Annotated in this window: 16 protein-coding genes; 8 read left to right on the forward strand and 8 right to left on the reverse strand. The window is 64.0% G+C overall.

Annotation, left to right across the window (positions count from 1 at the left end):
* Nucleotides 1-33: 33 nt before the first annotated feature.
* The 3 genes from coaBC to dut are packed head-to-tail and all read left to right on the forward strand — an operon-like array spanning nucleotide 34 to nucleotide 2858.
* A complete protein-coding gene (coaBC, locus tag CF70_RS17855) occupies nucleotides 34-1230 on the forward strand; it encodes a bifunctional phosphopantothenoylcysteine decarboxylase/phosphopantothenate--cysteine ligase CoaBC (protein ID WP_035867374.1) in 1197 nt (398 codons plus the stop codon).
* Between the two features lie 49 nt (nucleotides 1231-1279).
* Nucleotides 1280-2302 carry an LLM class flavin-dependent oxidoreductase gene (locus CF70_RS17860; RefSeq protein ID WP_035867376.1) on the forward strand — a complete coding sequence of 341 codons (1023 nt, stop codon included), beginning with the start codon at nucleotides 1280-1282 and terminating at the stop codon, nucleotides 2300-2302.
* 55 nt (nucleotides 2303-2357) lie between these two features.
* On the forward strand, nucleotides 2358-2858 hold the full coding sequence (dut, locus tag CF70_RS17865) for a dUTP diphosphatase (RefSeq protein WP_035867378.1): 501 nt from the start codon (nucleotides 2358-2360) through the stop codon (nucleotides 2856-2858).
* 19 nt (nucleotides 2859-2877) lie between these two features.
* On the opposite strand, the gene CF70_RS17870 is transcribed toward dut, so the two are convergent.
* The 4 genes from CF70_RS17870 to clpS all read right to left on the reverse strand — a co-directional run bounded on the left by CF70_RS17870 (nucleotide 2878) and on the right by clpS (nucleotide 7530).
* Nucleotides 2878-3720 (reverse strand): VOC family protein, encoded by an 843-nt coding sequence (locus tag CF70_RS17870; RefSeq protein ID WP_035867380.1) that lies wholly within the window; start codon nucleotides 3718-3720, stop codon nucleotides 2878-2880.
* 27 nt (nucleotides 3721-3747) lie between these two features.
* The gene (locus CF70_RS17875) at nucleotides 3748-4761 is read right to left on the reverse strand and encodes a tripartite tricarboxylate transporter substrate binding protein (RefSeq protein ID WP_035867381.1); all 1014 of its coding nucleotides are present in this window, start codon (nucleotides 4759-4761) and stop codon (nucleotides 3748-3750) included.
* Between the two features lie 151 nt (nucleotides 4762-4912).
* The gene (gene clpA / locus CF70_RS17880) at nucleotides 4913-7207 is read right to left on the reverse strand and encodes an ATP-dependent Clp protease ATP-binding subunit ClpA (protein ID WP_035867383.1); all 2295 of its coding nucleotides are present in this window, start codon (nucleotides 7205-7207) and stop codon (nucleotides 4913-4915) included.
* Nucleotides 7204-7530, reverse strand: coding sequence for an ATP-dependent Clp protease adapter ClpS (gene clpS, locus CF70_RS17885; RefSeq protein WP_006157525.1), 327 nt, complete (start codon nucleotides 7528-7530; stop codon nucleotides 7204-7206). The genes clpA and clpS overlap by 4 nt, the downstream gene beginning before the upstream one ends.
* A 501-nt stretch (nucleotides 7531-8031) precedes the next feature.
* On the opposite strand from clpS, the gene CF70_RS17890 reads away from it, so the two are divergent.
* Nucleotides 8032-8238: a cold-shock protein gene (locus tag CF70_RS17890; RefSeq protein ID WP_017229665.1), complete on the forward strand. Its 207-nt coding sequence runs from the start codon at nucleotides 8032-8034 to the stop codon at nucleotides 8236-8238.
* A 530-nt stretch (nucleotides 8239-8768) separates the two neighbouring features.
* On the opposite strand, the gene icd is transcribed toward CF70_RS17890, so the two are convergent.
* Nucleotides 8769-10019, reverse strand: a complete 1251-nt coding sequence (gene icd / locus CF70_RS17895) for an NADP-dependent isocitrate dehydrogenase (RefSeq protein WP_035867387.1) — start codon at nucleotides 10017-10019, stop codon at nucleotides 8769-8771.
* Between the two features lie 339 nt (nucleotides 10020-10358).
* Between icd and CF70_RS17900 the strand changes: the two genes are divergently transcribed.
* The 3 genes from CF70_RS17900 to CF70_RS17910 all read left to right on the forward strand — a co-directional run bounded on the left by CF70_RS17900 (nucleotide 10359) and on the right by CF70_RS17910 (nucleotide 12035).
* Complete coding sequence (locus tag CF70_RS17900) at nucleotides 10359-11036, forward strand: pseudouridine synthase (RefSeq protein WP_035867388.1); 678 nt, start codon at nucleotides 10359-10361, stop codon at nucleotides 11034-11036.
* 105 nt (nucleotides 11037-11141) lie between these two features.
* Nucleotides 11142-11372 carry a hypothetical protein gene (locus CF70_RS17905; RefSeq protein WP_035867390.1) on the forward strand — a complete coding sequence of 77 codons (231 nt, stop codon included), beginning with the start codon at nucleotides 11142-11144 and terminating at the stop codon, nucleotides 11370-11372.
* 213 nt (nucleotides 11373-11585) lie between these two features.
* On the forward strand, nucleotides 11586-12035 hold the full coding sequence (locus tag CF70_RS17910) for a DUF192 domain-containing protein (protein WP_035867393.1): 450 nt from the start codon (nucleotides 11586-11588) through the stop codon (nucleotides 12033-12035).
* A 59-nt stretch (nucleotides 12036-12094) separates the two neighbouring features.
* Here the strand turns inward: CF70_RS17910 and CF70_RS17915 are convergent, their stop codons facing one another.
* Complete coding sequence (locus CF70_RS17915) at nucleotides 12095-12580, reverse strand: YajQ family cyclic di-GMP-binding protein (RefSeq protein ID WP_035867396.1); 486 nt, start codon at nucleotides 12578-12580, stop codon at nucleotides 12095-12097.
* Between the two features lie 169 nt (nucleotides 12581-12749).
* Between CF70_RS17915 and murB the strand changes: the two genes are divergently transcribed.
* Nucleotides 12750-13766 carry a UDP-N-acetylmuramate dehydrogenase gene (gene murB / locus CF70_RS17920; RefSeq protein WP_035867398.1) on the forward strand — a complete coding sequence of 339 codons (1017 nt, stop codon included), beginning with the start codon at nucleotides 12750-12752 and terminating at the stop codon, nucleotides 13764-13766.
* 19 nt (nucleotides 13767-13785) lie between these two features.
* On the opposite strand, the gene CF70_RS17925 is transcribed toward murB, so the two are convergent.
* Both CF70_RS17925 and CF70_RS17930 read right to left on the reverse strand, forming a co-directional pair.
* Nucleotides 13786-14097 carry a pyrimidine/purine nucleoside phosphorylase gene (locus CF70_RS17925; protein WP_017229658.1) on the reverse strand — a complete coding sequence of 104 codons (312 nt, stop codon included), beginning with the start codon at nucleotides 14095-14097 and terminating at the stop codon, nucleotides 13786-13788.
* 158 nt (nucleotides 14098-14255) lie between these two features.
* Nucleotides 14256-15485: an argininosuccinate synthase gene (locus CF70_RS17930; RefSeq protein ID WP_035867543.1), complete on the reverse strand. Its 1230-nt coding sequence runs from the start codon at nucleotides 15483-15485 to the stop codon at nucleotides 14256-14258.
* Nucleotides 15486-15547: the final 62 nt, after the last annotated feature.

A 15547-nucleotide genomic window follows, 5' to 3' on the forward strand; every position in this document is an offset into this window, starting at 1 on the left:
CCGGACCACAACCCTCAAGCGAAGAGCACATCCATGGATCTGCGAGGCAAGCATCTCGTCCTTGGCCTGACCGGCGGCATCGCCTGCTATAAATCGGCCGAACTGGTCCGCCTGCTGACCAAGGCCGGCGCGACCGTGCAAGTGGTCATGACCGAGGGCGCCACCCAGTTCATCACGCCTGTGACCATGCAGGCACTCTCCGGGCGGCCTGTCTTCACCTCCCAATGGGATGCGCGCGTGGGCAACAACATGGCCCACATCGATCTCTCCCGCGAAGCCGATGCCATCGTGGTTGCGCCCGCCTCCACCGATTTCCTGGCGAAGCTGGCGCACGGCCTGTGCGATGACCTGCTGACCACCCTGTGCATTGCCCGCGACTGTCCGCTGCTGGTGGCTCCCGCCATGAACCTGCAGATGTGGTCGGCCCCCGCCACCCAGCGCAACGCCGCGCAATTGCGCGCGGATGGCGTAACGGTACTGGGCCCTGGCAGCGGCGACCAGGCTTGCGGCGAAGTCGGCGATGGCCGCATGCTGGAGCCGTCGGAACTGCTCGACGACATCATTGCGTTCTTCCAGCCCAAGCCGCTGGCCGGGCGCCGTGTGGTGATCACGGCAGGCCCCACCTTCGAGGCCATCGACCCGGTGCGTGGCATCACCAACCGTTCCTCGGGCAAGATGGGTTTTGCCATCGCGCGCGCGGCCCGCGAGGCTGGCGCCGACGTGATCCTGGTGGCCGGCCCGACGGCCCAGCCCACGCCGCGCGGGGTTGCCCGCACCAATGTGGAGAGCGCGCAGCAGATGCATGACGCGGTGCTGGCGGGCTTGCCCGGCGCCGACGTGTTTGTTGCGGTAGCCGCGGTAGCGGACTGGCGCCCGGCCGAAGTCGCCGGCCAGAAATTGAAGAAGGCCAACGACAGCGACACACCGACGCTACGCTTTGTGCAGAACCCCGACATCCTCGCCACCGTGGCGGCGCGGCCCGATGCGCCCTACTGCGTGGGCTTTGCCGCCGAGAGCGAAAAGCTCGAGCAATATGGCGAACAGAAGCGCCAGCGCAAGAACGTACCCTTGCTGGTGGGCAATATCGGCCATCACACCTTCGGCATGGACGACAACGAGATCGTGCTGTTCGATGCCCACGGCATGACCCGCCTGCCGCGCGCCGACAAGCTGACGCTGGCGCGCGACCTAGTAGCGGCTATCGCCCGGCGCCTGCCCGCACCCCGTTGAGCCCGCGCTTGCTCCGCCTCCGAACGCCACCCTGCCCGAACCCCTGAACATGTCCGCAAGCAAACCCAAACTGCGCCTCTCCGTGCTCGACCAGAGCCCGGTCATTGCCGGCCATACCGCGCGCGACGCCCTGGCCGCCACCGTGGAGCTGGCTCAGGCCGCCGATGCGCTGGGCTACACCCGCTATTGGTGTGCCGAGCATCACGGCCTGCGCGGTGTGTGCAACCCGGCGCCGGAAGTCATGCTGGCGCGCCTGGGCAGCGTCACGCAGCGTATCCGCCTAGGCTCGGGCGGCGTGATGCTACCCTATTACAGCCCCTTCAAGGTGGCGGAGCAGTTCCGCATGCTGGAGGGCTTGTTCCCGGGACGCATCGATCTTGGCGTGGGACGCGCGCCGGGCGGCGACATGCGTACCGCGCAGGCGGTCGCGATGGGCCAGTACAACCGCGGCGACCAGTTCGCCGAGCAGGTACAGGACCTCTCCTGGCTCTTCCGTGGCGAGGTACCGCCGGGCCATATCGCCGAAGGCGTGGTGCTGCAGCCCGAGATCGATACCCGGCCCGAGCTGTGGGTGCTGGGCTCCAGTGACTACGGCGGCGCCCTGGCGGCACGCCTGGGACTGCGCTTTGCCTTTGCCCACTTTATCAATCCGCATGTCGGCCATGCCGTCGCCCAACAGTACCGCCGCGATTTCGAGGCGGGCTACGACGAGCGGCCCTACAGCGCGGCGGCCGTCTTCGTGATCTGCGCGGACAGCGAGGCCGAAGCGGCGGAACTGGAGCGCGCCGTGGACCTGCGCCGGCTGCAGATGGCCTACGGCGTCAACGCCCCGATCCCCTCGCTGGCGCAGGCCGCCCGGCACGAGCCCACCGAACGCGATCGCCTGATCGTGGAACGCGAGCGCCCGCGCACCATTTGCGGCACTCCGGAGCAGGTCGCGCAGCGCATGCTGGACCTGCGTGAGCGCTTCCTCGCCGATGAACTGGTCGTGCTGAGCGTGACCGCCAGCTATGCCGCGCGGCTGCGCACCTACGAGCTGCTGGCACAGGCATTCGACCTGTCAGGCGGCTAAGCTCGGCTATCATCTCGGGTTGCCAACGTTTTTAGTTTTCCGGGACTGACCAGCCATGACCATCGAAGCCAACCCCACCGTCGAAATCAAGGTGCTCGACGCACGCCTGCACGAATGGGGCCTGCCGGCTTACCAGAGCGATATGGCGGCAGCGATCGACCTGCACGCCTGCCTGGACGCGGCACTCGTCATCGAACCCGGCACGCCGGCCCAACTGGTGCCGGCCGGCATCGCCGTGCACATGGCCAATCCCTATATGGCGGCCACCATCGCCCCGCGCTCCGGTCTAGGCCACAAGAAAGGGCTGGTGCTGGGCAACTCGATCGGCGTGATCGACGCCGACTACCAGGGCCCGATCATGGTGAGCGTGTGGAACCGCAACGCGCCCGGCACCGAGCCGATCGTGATCCAGCCGGGCGAGCGTATCGCACAGATGATGTTTGTGCCGGTGCTGCGGCCCGTCTTCAAGACCGTGGAAGACTTTTCGGAAGACACCGTGCGCGGCGCGGGCGGTTTTGGCTCCACCGGCGTGCACCACGCCAAGAACGGCGCCTGAGCCAGGTCCGGGGGCGCGCTCAGCGCTGCTGTTCGAACAGCAGCGCCACGCCGCCGGCAACGGAGGCGGGGATAAGGCTTTCGTCGGGACCCAGATCGAGCGCGCCCACACGCGCGGCGCGCCAGCCCTGACGGGCCGCGGCCAGATCGCTGGTACGCAGCCGGATGGCTGCATAACCAGGCACGGCGCGGCGCACATGTTCGGTGCCGGTGGCTGCGGCCAGCGCCTGTGGCGTGGTCACCACCAGCGTGGCGCCATCCAGCGCCAGGCTGCAGATGTGATCGCTCAACTGCGTCATTTCGCCGCCGGTGAGTTCGGCATAAGCGCGGCCAGCCGCCTCGACCAGGCACGGCGCCACCACCAGGAACATCGCGGCGATGCCGGTCGCGCCGTTGGCATGCGTGGTCCACTCTGGCCGCCACAGCAGCTCCGGCGTACGGTGCTCGCAGATAAAAAAGCGCGCGCCGGGCGCATCGTCGATCGCCGCGACACGGAAGGTGGCGGGATGCTCGGTGCCATCGTCCAGCCGCACCGGCCGCGAAAACTCGATCGGGTCCGATGTGTGCCAGCCATCGGCGCGCAACTGCGCCGCGGAGGTGAAGGTATCGCTGCTCTTGCAGGACAGCGCAGCGCAGCCGCCTCCGGCTTCCTGCGCATCCCAGTAATACTGCCGCGTCGGGCTGGGTGCGGTGACATGCAGCAACTCGAGATAGTCGCGCGCCAGCATCACGCAATGGTTCTGCGAGCCGAGCGTGTGATAACCGCGGGGGGTCAGCGTGAAGCCAAACCCGCGCCAGGCTTGCGCCGAAGCGTCAAGGTCGGGACACACCATCACGGCGTGGTCTAGCAGTTCCATCGTCATCGCTACCTCTACCTCTCGCTTCACACTTCAATCGAACTGGATATTGGCCTTGCGCGCCACCGCCTGCCATTTATCGTGCTCGTGCCGTACCAGGCTGGCCAGCTCGGCGGGCGTGCCGCCTACGATCTCGAATCCCTGCATGGCCAGTGCATCCATCACCCGCTGCTGCCGCAAGGATCGGACCAGGGCATCGTGCAAGCGTGCCACGGTCGGCTCCGGCAACCCGGCCGGGCCAAAGACCCCGATCCAGGAATAGGCCTCGAAGCCCCGATATCCCTGCTCGGCCACGGTGGGCAACTGCGGGAACTGGCGCAGGCGGGTGGTACCGGTCACGCCAAGCAGCTTGACCGTCTTGGCTGCCACATGCGCCTGTACCGCCGCATAGCTGGAGAAAAATACGTCGACTTCATTCGACAGCACGGCCTGCACCGCCGGGCCGCCACCCTTGTATGGAACATGGAGAAAGCGCACGCCGGCCTCGGTCGCCAGCGCCTCGGCGGCAAGCTGGTTCAGGCTGCCGATGCCGGACGAAGCGTAATGAATGCTCTCCGGCTTCTGCCGCGCCATGGCGACCAGTTCCTTCACATTGGAAGCCGGCAACGAGGGGTTGGCCGCGATCACCAGCGGGAAGCGGACCAGTTGCGTGATCGGCGTGAAGTCGCGGAAGGTGTCGTACGGCAGGTTTTTGTAGGCAAACGGGTTGATGGCGTGCGTGTCGAACGCCATCAACAAGGTGCTGCCGTCCGGCCGGGCACGCGCCACCGTACTCGACGCGATCAGGCCTCCCGCGCCGGGCTTATTGTCGATCACCACCGTCTGGCCGAGCCCGCTCTTGAGGCCGGGCTGCAATTGGCGCGCCACGATATCGACGCTGCCCCCTGGCGGGAACGGCAGCACCATGGCAATGGGGCGACTGGAACCGGCGACAGTGGCATCGCCACCCAGGGCAGCCATGCCAGGCACGGGAATCAGGGGCATCGCGCCAAACGGCAACGATTTGAGCAGCAGGCGGCGCAGCCGCGAGCATTCGGATCGGGACATCGGGTACTCAGGCGAATGGCGGGAACATAGCTGCGGCGGCAGCCGCACCCGGCCAAAACAAAAAGGGCGGCATCGCTGCCGCCCTGTATTTTGCCCGAGGATAGCACGAATTGCAGGCAAGGTCCGCTCTGCCCACCCTCCGCACTTCGTCCTAGACTTCCGCCTTCTCGTTTTCCGGCGATTCCGGCGGTTCCGCGGCAGCCTCGGCAAAGTCCAGCTTGATCTGGTCCTGCTCGTCGAGATCCACCACCACCCTGCCACCGGATACCAGCTTGCCGAACAGCAGTTCGTCGGCCAGCGCCTTGCGGATCAGGTCCTGGATCAGGCGTTGCATCGGCCGCGCGCCCATCAGCGGGTCGAAGCCCTTCTTGGCCAGGAACTTGCGCAGATGCTCGCTGAAGCTGGCTTCCACCTTCTTCTCGTGGAGCTGCTCCTCGAGCTGCATCAGGAACTTGTCGACCACGCGCAGGATGATTTCCTCATCGAGCGAGCGGAAGCTGATCATCGCGTCGAGCCGGTTACGGAACTCCGGCGTGAACATCCGCTTGATATCAGCCATCTCGTCACCCTGCTCGCGCGAAGACGTGAAGCCGATGGTGGCGCGGTTCATGGTTTCCGCTCCCGCATTGGTGGTCATGATGATGATCACGTTGCGGAAGTCAGCGCGGCGGCCGTTGTTATCGGTCAGCGCGCCATGGTCCATCACCTGCAGCAGGATATTGAAGATATCCGGATGCGCTTTCTCGATTTCGTCCAGCAGCAGCACACAGTGCGGCTTCTTGGTAACGGCCTCGGTCAGCAGGCCGCCCTGGTCGAAGCCGACATATCCCGGCGGCGCGCCGATCAGCCGGCTCACCGCATGACGTTCCATGTATTCGGACATGTCGAAGCGCAGCAACTCGATGCCCATGATGAAGGCAAGCTGCTTGGCGACTTCAGTCTTGCCCACCCCGGTCGGACCGGAGAACAGGAAGGAGCCGATTGGCTTGTCGGTCTTGCCCAGGCCGGCGCGCGACATCTTGATGGCCGAAGCCAGCGCCTCGATGGCCGGGTCCTGGCCGAACACCACGGACTTCAGGTCGCGGTCCAGGGTCTGCAGCTTGCTGCGGTCGTCCTGGTTGACGCTCTGCGGCGGGATGCGGGCGATGCGCGAGACGATATCCTCGATCTCGCCCTTGCCGATGGTCTTCTTCTGCTTGGACTTGGGCAGGATGCGCTGGGCGGCGCCAGCCTCGTCGATGACATCGATGGCCTTGTCCGGCAGGTGGCGGTCGGTGATGAAGCGCGCCGACAGTTCGGCCGCCGCGGTCAGGGCCGCCGCCGCGTACTTGACGCCATGGTGCTCCTCGAAGCGCGACTTCAGGCCGCGCAGAATCTGCACGGTCTGGTCCACCGACGGCTCCACCACGTCGATCTTCTGGAAACGGCGCGACAGGGCCGCGTCTTTTTCGAAGATGCCGCGATATTCGGTGAAGGTGGTGGCGCCGATGCACTTGAGCTGGCCCGACGACAGTGCCGGCTTGAGCAGGTTGCTGGCGTCCAGCGTCCCGCCCGAAGCGGCGCCCGCGCCGATCAGCGTGTGGATCTCGTCGATAAACAGGATCGCGTTCGGATTGTCCTTGAGCGACTTGAGCACGCCCTTCAGGCGTTGCTCGAAATCGCCCCGGTACTTGGTGCCGGCCAGCAGGGCACCCATGTCGAGCGAGTACACGACCGCCTTTTCCAGGATGTCGGGCACTTCGTTCTTGGTGATGCGCCAGGCCAGCCCTTCCGCGATCGCGGTCTTGCCGACTCCAGCCTCGCCCACCAGCAACGGATTGTTCTTGCGCCGGCGGCACAGCACCTGGACCACCCGCTCGACTTCGCTCTCGCGGCCGATCAGCGGATCGATCTTGCCGGCCTTGGCCAGCATGTTCAGGTTCTGGGTGAACTGCTCCAGCGGGCTTTCCTTGCCATCGCCGCCTTCACCCTCGGCCGTGCCGTCGCCATGCTTGGCGGGCTCGGCCTGGTCCTTGCGGATGCCGTGGCTGATGAAATTGACCACATCCAGCCGGGTCACGCCCTGCTGCTGGAGGTAGTACACCGCGTGCGAGTCCTTCTCGCCAAAGATCGCCACCAGGACATTCGCCCCGGTCACTTCCTTCTTGCCGTTGGAAGTGGACTGGACATGCATGATGGCGCGCTGGATGACGCGCTGGAAGCCCAGCGTAGGCTGGGTATCCACCTCATCGGTGCCAGGCACCACGGGCGTGTTGTCCGCGATGAAGTTCTTCAGACTGGTGCGCAAATCCTCAATATTGGCTGCGCAGGCGCGCAAGACTTCCGCTGCCGTGGGGTTGTCAAGCAACGCCAGTAGCAGGTGCTCCACGGTAATGAACTCGTGGCGTGCCTGCCGGGCTTCAACAAACGCCATGTGCAGGCTGACTTCCAATTCTTGCGCAATCATGCTTCCTCCATCACGCATTGCAACGGATGACCCGCCTGCCGTGCGTGGGTTGACACCAGCTCGACCTTCGTCGCCGCAATATCCCTGGTATAGATACCGCAGACCCCCTTACCTTCCCGGTGGACGGTCAGCATGATCTGCGTCGCCGTCTCCCGGTCCCTGCTGAAATACTGCTGCAGGATCATCACGACGAACTCCATCGGGGTGAAGTCGTCATTCAGCAGCAACACCTTGTACATGGCGGGCGGTTTGAGCGCCTGCTCTTTCCGCTCCAGTACGGTGCCTGCTTCGCGTTGTGGGACATTTGCCAGCCGTGTAGCCATGGCTTTATTCTAACCCTTACGCACAACTCTGCAATTTGGGGAAAAGACGCCGGATTCAAGAGGCCGATGCAGCGGCCATCCAATTTCCGGAGATGCCGAAGGCATCCGGGTTCACCTCTTGGGCTGGACGCAGTTGCTGTGCAGCCCTCCCCTCCAAAATACCATCTACAGCCGTTCCTTTCCCGCCACACCCTACCGGGAGTGGGGAATCTGCCAACTTGACAGTGCGCAGGTTTGACAGAAGAATCGTTCGCACATTCACGTCTGGTTACGCGAGCCAAAGCAGTAAGCCGGACCTGGGTGATCCGTGAGCAGGGAGGCCCACGAATCCGGCGGCGGCGAGTCAGCACATAAAACTGGCCGCCACGCGGTGTCCGCAAAGTCGTGTCATCGTACCCGGCCCGGTTCCACCGGACTGGACGCATGGCCAGGCACGCCGGGCACCGGCTGGCCGCGGCGCTTTCCCCCGCTCGTATCGTGCTTTTTTTGTTGGGGGAGTTTATGGCAAGCGGTATCGTCAAATGGTTCAATGACGCCAAGGGCTTTGGGTTCATCAAGCCGGACGACGGCGAAGAAGAGCTGTTTGCGCACTTTTCGGCCATCCAGATGAGTGGCTTCAAGACCCTGAAAGAGGGTCAGCGCGTGTCCTTCGAAATCATCCAGGGTCCCAAGGGCAAACAAGCCACCAATATCCAGGACGGCGCCTGAGGACAAGGTGCGCGGCCGCACCAGCCGACAGAGCTTGAGGCGGCCACGACAGGATGCGGGGGAATCATCCCCGGAACGGGATCGGCCGCCGCCCCCCCGGACATCGCCTGGCCTCGACAGCCGGCGCGCCATGTCCAGACCAGCAGGCTGAACAGCAGCACGTAGCGCATCCGACAAAAAGCCCGGTCAGGTCAATGCCGGGCTTTTTGTTTGGCACCCGCTGGTCGTGCCTACCAGCCTGCCACTTACTGCCACTTAGACTCATCATTGATTTCCGGTCGTATTTGTGGCTCTTTGGGGGCTTTTTGCACGACCTCCCTATTTGTGCGCAATACAACATACAACACCAAAATCAATCAGGCATTTCTGAACGTGCGCTGGGAGTTTTCGTTATGTGGCCCATTCGGTCCTATTTCATGTCGGTCTGGGCCCACTTGCCACGTGGTGCGTCCTGATTCCGGATGAAAAAAAACCCGGCGACCTTTGGGTCACCGGGGTTTCGGTTCAGGCTGAAACGGCCCGATCTGCTCTTACATGTTGTCGATCATCACCTGCCCAAAGCCCGAGCACGACACTTGCGTCGCGCCTTCAAGCAGCCGGGCGAAGTCATACGTGACCTTCTTCGACAGAATGGACTTCTCCATCGACGAGATGATCAGGTCGGCGGCTTCGGTCCAGCCCATGTGGCGCAGCATCATTTCCGCGGAGAGGATTTCGGAACCCGGGTTCACGTAGTCCTTGCCGGCGTACTTCGGCGCGGTGCCATGGGTGGCTTCGAACATGGCGACGGAATCGGACAGGTTGGCGCCCGGGGCAATGCCGATGCCGCCAACCTGCGCTGCCAGCGCGTCGGAGATGTAGTCGCCGTTCAGGTTCAGCGTCGCGATGACCGAATACTCCGCCGGGCGCAGCAGGATCTGCTGCAGGAACGCGTCGGCGATGGCGTCCTTGATCACGATTTCCTTGCCGGTCTTCGGGTTCTTGAACTTGCACCACGGGCCGCCGTCGATCAGTTCGGCACCGAATTCCTGCTGGGCCAGCTCGTAGGCCCAGTCACGGAAGCCACCTTCGGTGAACTTCATGATGTTGCCCTTGTGCACGATGGTCACCGACGGCTTGTCGTTGTCGATCGCATACTGGATGGCCTTGCGCACCAGGCGCTTCGTGCCTTGCTTGGAAACCGGCTTGACGCCGATGCCCGAAGTGTCCGGGAAACGGATCTTCTTCACGCCCATCTCGTTCTGCAGGAAGGCGATCAGCTTCTTGGCCTGGTCGCTTTCCGCTTCCCACTCGATGCCGGCGTAGATGTCTTCCGAGTTCTCGCGGAAGATCACCATGTCGATTTTTTGCGGCTCGCGCACGGGCGAGGGCACGCCCTTGAAGTAAGCCACCGGGCGCAGGCAGACGTACAGGTCGAGTTGCTGGCGCAGTGCGACGTTGAGCGAACGGATGCCGCCACCGACCGGCGTGGTCAGCGGGCCCTTGATCGACACCACGTATTCCTTCAGGACCTCAAGGGTTTCGTCAGGCAGCCACACATCGGGGCCATATACCTTGGTCGACTTCTCGCCAGCGTAGATCTCCATCCAGGAGATCTTGCGCTTGCCGGCGTAGGCCTTGGCCACGGCAGCGTCGACCACCTTGATCATCACGGGGGTGATATCCAGTCCCGTACCGTCGCCTTCGATGAAAGGGATGATTGGATTGTCCGGAACATTCAGCGAAAAATCCTGGTTGACCGTGATCTTCTCGCCGGCCGGCACCTTGATGTGTTGATACATGACGTCTCCAGTACGGAACGGGGGTTCGTAACGTGCCGCCCAGGTTTGTGACCGGACGGCGAGATGTGAGTGGCGCGCGGGCATTTTAGCGGGGTTCGATGCGGTTACGATGCCGCACCGCAACACGCGCCGCCTGCCCAGCCAAGCGTCAGAGGCAATTCAGTCTTATATAAGACACAAGACCGTTTTGTATTATGCAGCAAAATTTCATGATCCGCTATCCTGCCGGAACCCGCGCCGCCACGCGGGCTGCGGCATACTGGCGCCCATGATGCCCTGCAGCCCGGCCATCGGCACGGCCCCAGGGCGTTGCCTACCCCGACTCGCTTCCCGCCCCTGATGACGCTGATTGCCCTGAACAAACCCTTCGGCACCATGAGCCAGTTCTCCGCGCACCCTACGCGCCCTACGCTCGCCGACTGCGTGCAACGCCCCGGCGTGTATCCGGCGGGACGGCTCGATGCCGACAGCGAAGGCTTGCTGCTGCTGACCGACGATGGCGCCCTGCAGGCGCGCATTGCCGACCCGCACCACAAGCTGCCGAAGACCTATCTGGCGCAGGTGGAAAACAAACCGGACGAAGCCGCGCTCGCGCGCCTGCGCGGCGGGGTCGATCTCGGCGACTTCCGCACGTTGCCAGCGCGAGCACAGTGCATCGATGAACCCGGCTTCCTCTGGCCGCGCAATCCTCCGGTGCGGTTTCGCGCAGCCATTCCAACCCAATGGCTGGAAATCGAGATCCGCGAGGGTAAAAACCGCCAGGTGCGGCGCATGACGGCGGCTGTGGGCTTCCCCACCTTGCGCCTGTTGCGCGTACAGATCGGCGCGCTGGATCTGCGCACGCTCGGACTCGCGCCTGGGCAATGGTGCGAAATCGATCCGGCGATGCTAGGCATCGAGGCTGTCACGGCGCCCCGTGCCAACGCACCGGTGCGCCGCGCGCGCGCGGGTGGGGCAGCGAAGCCGCAAGGACCGCAGCGCCATCCGCGCCCCCGCTCAAGAAGTTACAAAAATTAACAGTCCGTGAGTCAACGGCTCACCGGTCCATTTCGTTTTTGACACTGACGCGTCGCATAACGAGTCAACTCTTCCGAATCGATTTCACCTTCCGAGGTAGATAGCATGAACAAACTGATCGCTGCTCTGGTTGCCGGCCTGTTCGCCACCGGCGCTTTCGCCCAAGCCGCCGCTCCGGCACCGGCAGCTCCGGCTGCTGCAGCGCCCGCCGCTGAAGCCCCGGCCGCAAAGCCCGCGACCAAGAGCACCAAGAAGTCCACCAAGAAGCACGCTCACAACAAGACCAAGGCTGCCCCGGCTGCCCCGGCTGCCAAGGCCGACGCTGCAACGAAGTAAAGATTTGCAGGCAGGCCGGGCATTGCGCCCGGCTAGCAAGGCAGGCTGCCCGCAAGGCGCCTGCTTTTTTTTTGCCTGCGATGGTCAGGCGCCAAAAGCGCGCGCCCGTCACCGTAGTCTGCAGCAACAAATGCGAACTATCCGATGGCGCCGCTTGCCCGATAGCTGCGCTATGCTGGCGGGTCCCGAACCGTTCAAATCGCCGTTCCTTCCATGCGCCCTGTCATCAAAAACCTGCTCGCCGGCGGCTGCGCCCTTGCCGCCCTGACGTCCGCCTCTGCCCAGTCGCCGGCTAATTTGCCGGTCCGGCAACTCAGCGCGGGCATGTACGCCATCAAGGCGGAAATCGCCGCTACGCCGGAAGCCCGGGAACGCGGCCTGATGTATCGCAAAACCATGCCCGCCAACGAGGGCATGCTGTTCGTCTTCGATGAGAAGGCCGGACATTGCTTCTGGATGAAAAATACCGACCTGCCGCTGTCGATCGCCTTCCTGGCCGATGACGGCTCCATCGTCAATATCGAGGACATGGCGCCCCAGACCGAGGACAACCACTGCCCGCGCGCAGCGGTGCGCTACGCGCTGGAGATGAACAAGGGATGGTTCGCGCAGAAGGGACTGAAGGCCGGCGCAAAGATCGGCGGCCTGCCGCAGCCGCGCTGATGGCCAAGCCCCGCCGNCCAAGCGCGGCAGCACGGCTGCCGCGCCAATTTGCGACAAGGTCAGTCGCGGAAATTATTGAAGTCCAGCGGGGCTTCCGGAACATCCTTGCGCAGCAGCGCGATCACGCTCTGCAGATCGTCGCGCTTGGTACCGGTGACGCGCACCGCGTCGCCCTGGATGCTGGCCTGTACCTTGATCTTGCTGTCCTTGATCATCTTGACGATTTTCTTGGACAGGTCGCCGGTGACGCCCTTCTTGATGGTGATGACCTGCTTGACCTTGTCGCCACCGATGCGCTCGGTCTTGCCGTAGTCCAGGAAGCGCACGTCGACATTGCGCTTGGCCATCTTGCTGATCAGCACGTCCTTGACCTGGCCGAGCTTGAAATCGTCATCGGCGAACGCCGTGAGTTCGTTCTCCTTGTGCTCGACCCGCGAATCCGAACCCTTGAAGTCGAAGCGGTTCGTGATTTCCTTGTTGGCCTGCTCGACCGCGTTCTTCACCTCGATCATGTTCGCTTCGCACACTACGTCAAACGACGGCATTGCATTCTCCTTGTCTTGCTGCGTGTTGCTGTGTATTACCACTTGCCCGCGGCAGTCCCGCAGGCTTTGTCCTGGGCGCGCGCCGGCTGGCGGCGGCGCTTACGTATAATCCAGCCTACCCTGCAGTCCGGTGCCGTCGACCACGGCGGCCGCCTCACCTTTCCCTTGCATGGCTGATTTCCACGAATTTTATCCCCTGCGCCGCCACAATTCATTCGGATTCGACGTACGCGCGCGCTTTGCGGCGCACGTGCGCAGCGAAAGCGACCTGTTGTGCGCGCTGGCCGATCCGCGCGCGCATGGCCTGCCCCTGGTTGTGCTTGGCGGCGGCAGCAATGTGGTCCTGACGCGGGACATCGACGCGCTGGTGCTGTTGATGGAAATCCCCGGCTACGCGGTGGCCGCCGGCGACGATGCCCACCTGGTGACGGCCGGCGCCGGCGAGAACTGGCATGCACTGGTCTGCCGCACCATTGCCGACGGCCTGCCGGGGCTCGAAAACCTGGCCCTGATTCCCGGCACCGCGGGCGCGGCGCCGATCCAGAATATTGGCGCCTATGGCGTTGAACTGCGCGAGCGCTTCGACAGCCTGCGTGCCTTCGACCGGCAAAGCGGCGAATTCGTCCGCCTGACGCTGGAGCAATGCGAGTTTGCTTACCGGGACAGCCTGTTCAAGCGCGAGGGGCGTGACCGCTACATCATTACGGCTGTCACGCTGCGCCTGCCGCTGCCCTGGCAACCGGTGCTGGGCTATGCGGAACTGGCGCGCGAACTGGCACAAGAGTCAGCCGCGGCGCCCACGGCGGATCGCATCCGTGAAGCGGTAATCGCGATCCGCATGCGCAAGCTGCCCGACCCCGCCCAGATCGGCAATGCAGGCAGCTTCTTCAAGAATCCCGTGGTCGGTGCCGGCCAGCGCGACGCGCTGCTGGCGCAGTACCCCAACCTGGTCAGCCATGTCCAACCCGACGGCAGCTACAAGTTGGCGGCCGGCTGGCTGATCGACCAGTGTGGATTCAAGGGGGTGAGCGACGGCCCGGTGGGCGTCTATGGCAAGCAAGCCCTGGTGCTGGTGCACCACGGCGGCGGCACTGGGCAGGACTTGCTGGCGCTGGCGCGCCGCATCGCCGATGCCGTGCAGGCCCGCTTCGGCGTGCGCATCGAGCCCGAGCCGGTGGTGCTTTGACCAGCCCGGGCCATCGGGCTCAGGCGAAGTGGCAGACGTAGTCCAGCGTTTCGGTCACTTCGATATCGAAGCTGCTGTCGCCGGGCACATTGAACTGCTGGCCGGCGCCATAGGTATTCCACTGGTCTTCGCCGGCCAGCTTCACGCGGCACACGCCGGCATTGATCTCCATGATTTCCGGAGCGCCGGTGTTGAAGGTCAGCGCGGCGGGGAAGATGACGCCCAGCGTCTTGCGGGTGCCATCCGGGAACAGCACGGTGTGGCTGACGCACTTGCCGTCGAAGTACAGGTTGGCTTTCTTGACGACGGATACGTTGTCGAACTGGCTCACGCTATTTCTCCTTGATGCTTGGTTCTTGATGACTGGAATCTGGAATGTTCAATGGCGAGGCGGCGCAAAAAAGGGGCCATGACGGCCCCTCTTCTGCTGAGTGCTGAGTGCTGACCGCCAGGCCACGGCCCGAAACGAGCCGGGACCGGAAGCCCGCCTTACTCGCCGCGCTGGCGGCGTGCGTTCTCGGCGATGCGCATGCGCAGCGCGTTCAGCTTGATGAAGCCGCCGGCGTCGGCCTGGTTGTAGGCGCCGCCGTCATCGTCGAAGGTCGCGATGGTCTTGTCGAACAGCGTGTCCTTGGAGTCGCGCGCGACCACGATCACGTTGCCCTTGTACAGCTTGACGCGCACCCAGCCGTTGACCTTGGCCTGCGTGTGGTCGATCAGCACCTGCAGCGCGCGGCGCTCCGGGCTCCACCAGTAGCCGTTGTAAATCAGGCTGGCGTAGCGCGGCATCAGGTCGTCCTTCAGGTGAGCCACTTCGCGGTCGAGCGTGATCGACTCGATGGCGCGGTGGGCCTTCAGGATAATGGTGCCGCCGGGGGTTTCATAGCAGCCACGGCTCTTCATGCCGACGTAGCGGTTTTCCACCAGGTCCAGGCGGCCAATGCCGTGCTTGCCGCCCAGGCGGTTCAGCTCGGTGAGCACTTCGGCCGGGGTCATGCGCTTGCCGTTCAGGCCGACGATGTCGCCGCCCTCGAATTCGACGTCCAGGTACTCGGCCGCGTCCGGTGCGTTCTCCGGCGACACGGTCCAGCGCCACATGTCTTCCTCGGCCTCGGCCTTGGGGTCTTCCAGGTGGCGGCCTTCGAAGGAGATGTGCAGCAGGTTGGCGTCCATCGAGTACGGGGCGCCGCCCTTCTTGTGCTTCATGTCGATTTCGATGCCGGCCTTTTCAGCGTATGCCAGCAGCTTTTCGCGGGACAGCAGGTCCCACTCGCGCCACGGCGCGATGACCTTCACGCCCGGCTCCAGACCGTAGTAGCCCAGTTCGAAGCGAACCTGGTCGTTGCCCTTGCCGGTGGCGCCATGCGACACGGCGTCAGCGCCGGTGCTGCGCAGGATCTCGATCTGGCGCTTGGCGATCAGCGGACGCGCGATCGAGGTGCCCAGCAGGTACTCGCCTTCATAGACGGCGTTGGCGCGGAACATCGGGAAGACGAAATCGCGCACGAATTCTTCGCGCAGGTCGTCGATAAAGATGTTCTCCGGCTTGATGCCGAACTTGAGCGCCTTCTGGCGGGCAGGTTCGAGTTCCTCGCCCTGGCCGATGTCGGCGGTAAAGGTGACCACCTCGCATTGATAGGTGTCTTGCAGCCACTTCAGGATCACCGAAGTGTCCAGCCCGCCGGAGTAGGCGAGCACGACTTTCTTGATATCGCTCATGTTCGACTCGATGCGCAAAGTAAGCGTTGCCGGCGTTAACGCCGGTCACGCGAAAAGGAATG

The sequence above is a fragment of the Cupriavidus sp. SK-3 genome, from assembly GCF_000611145.1.
GTDB lineage: Bacteria > Pseudomonadota > Gammaproteobacteria > Burkholderiales > Burkholderiaceae > Cupriavidus.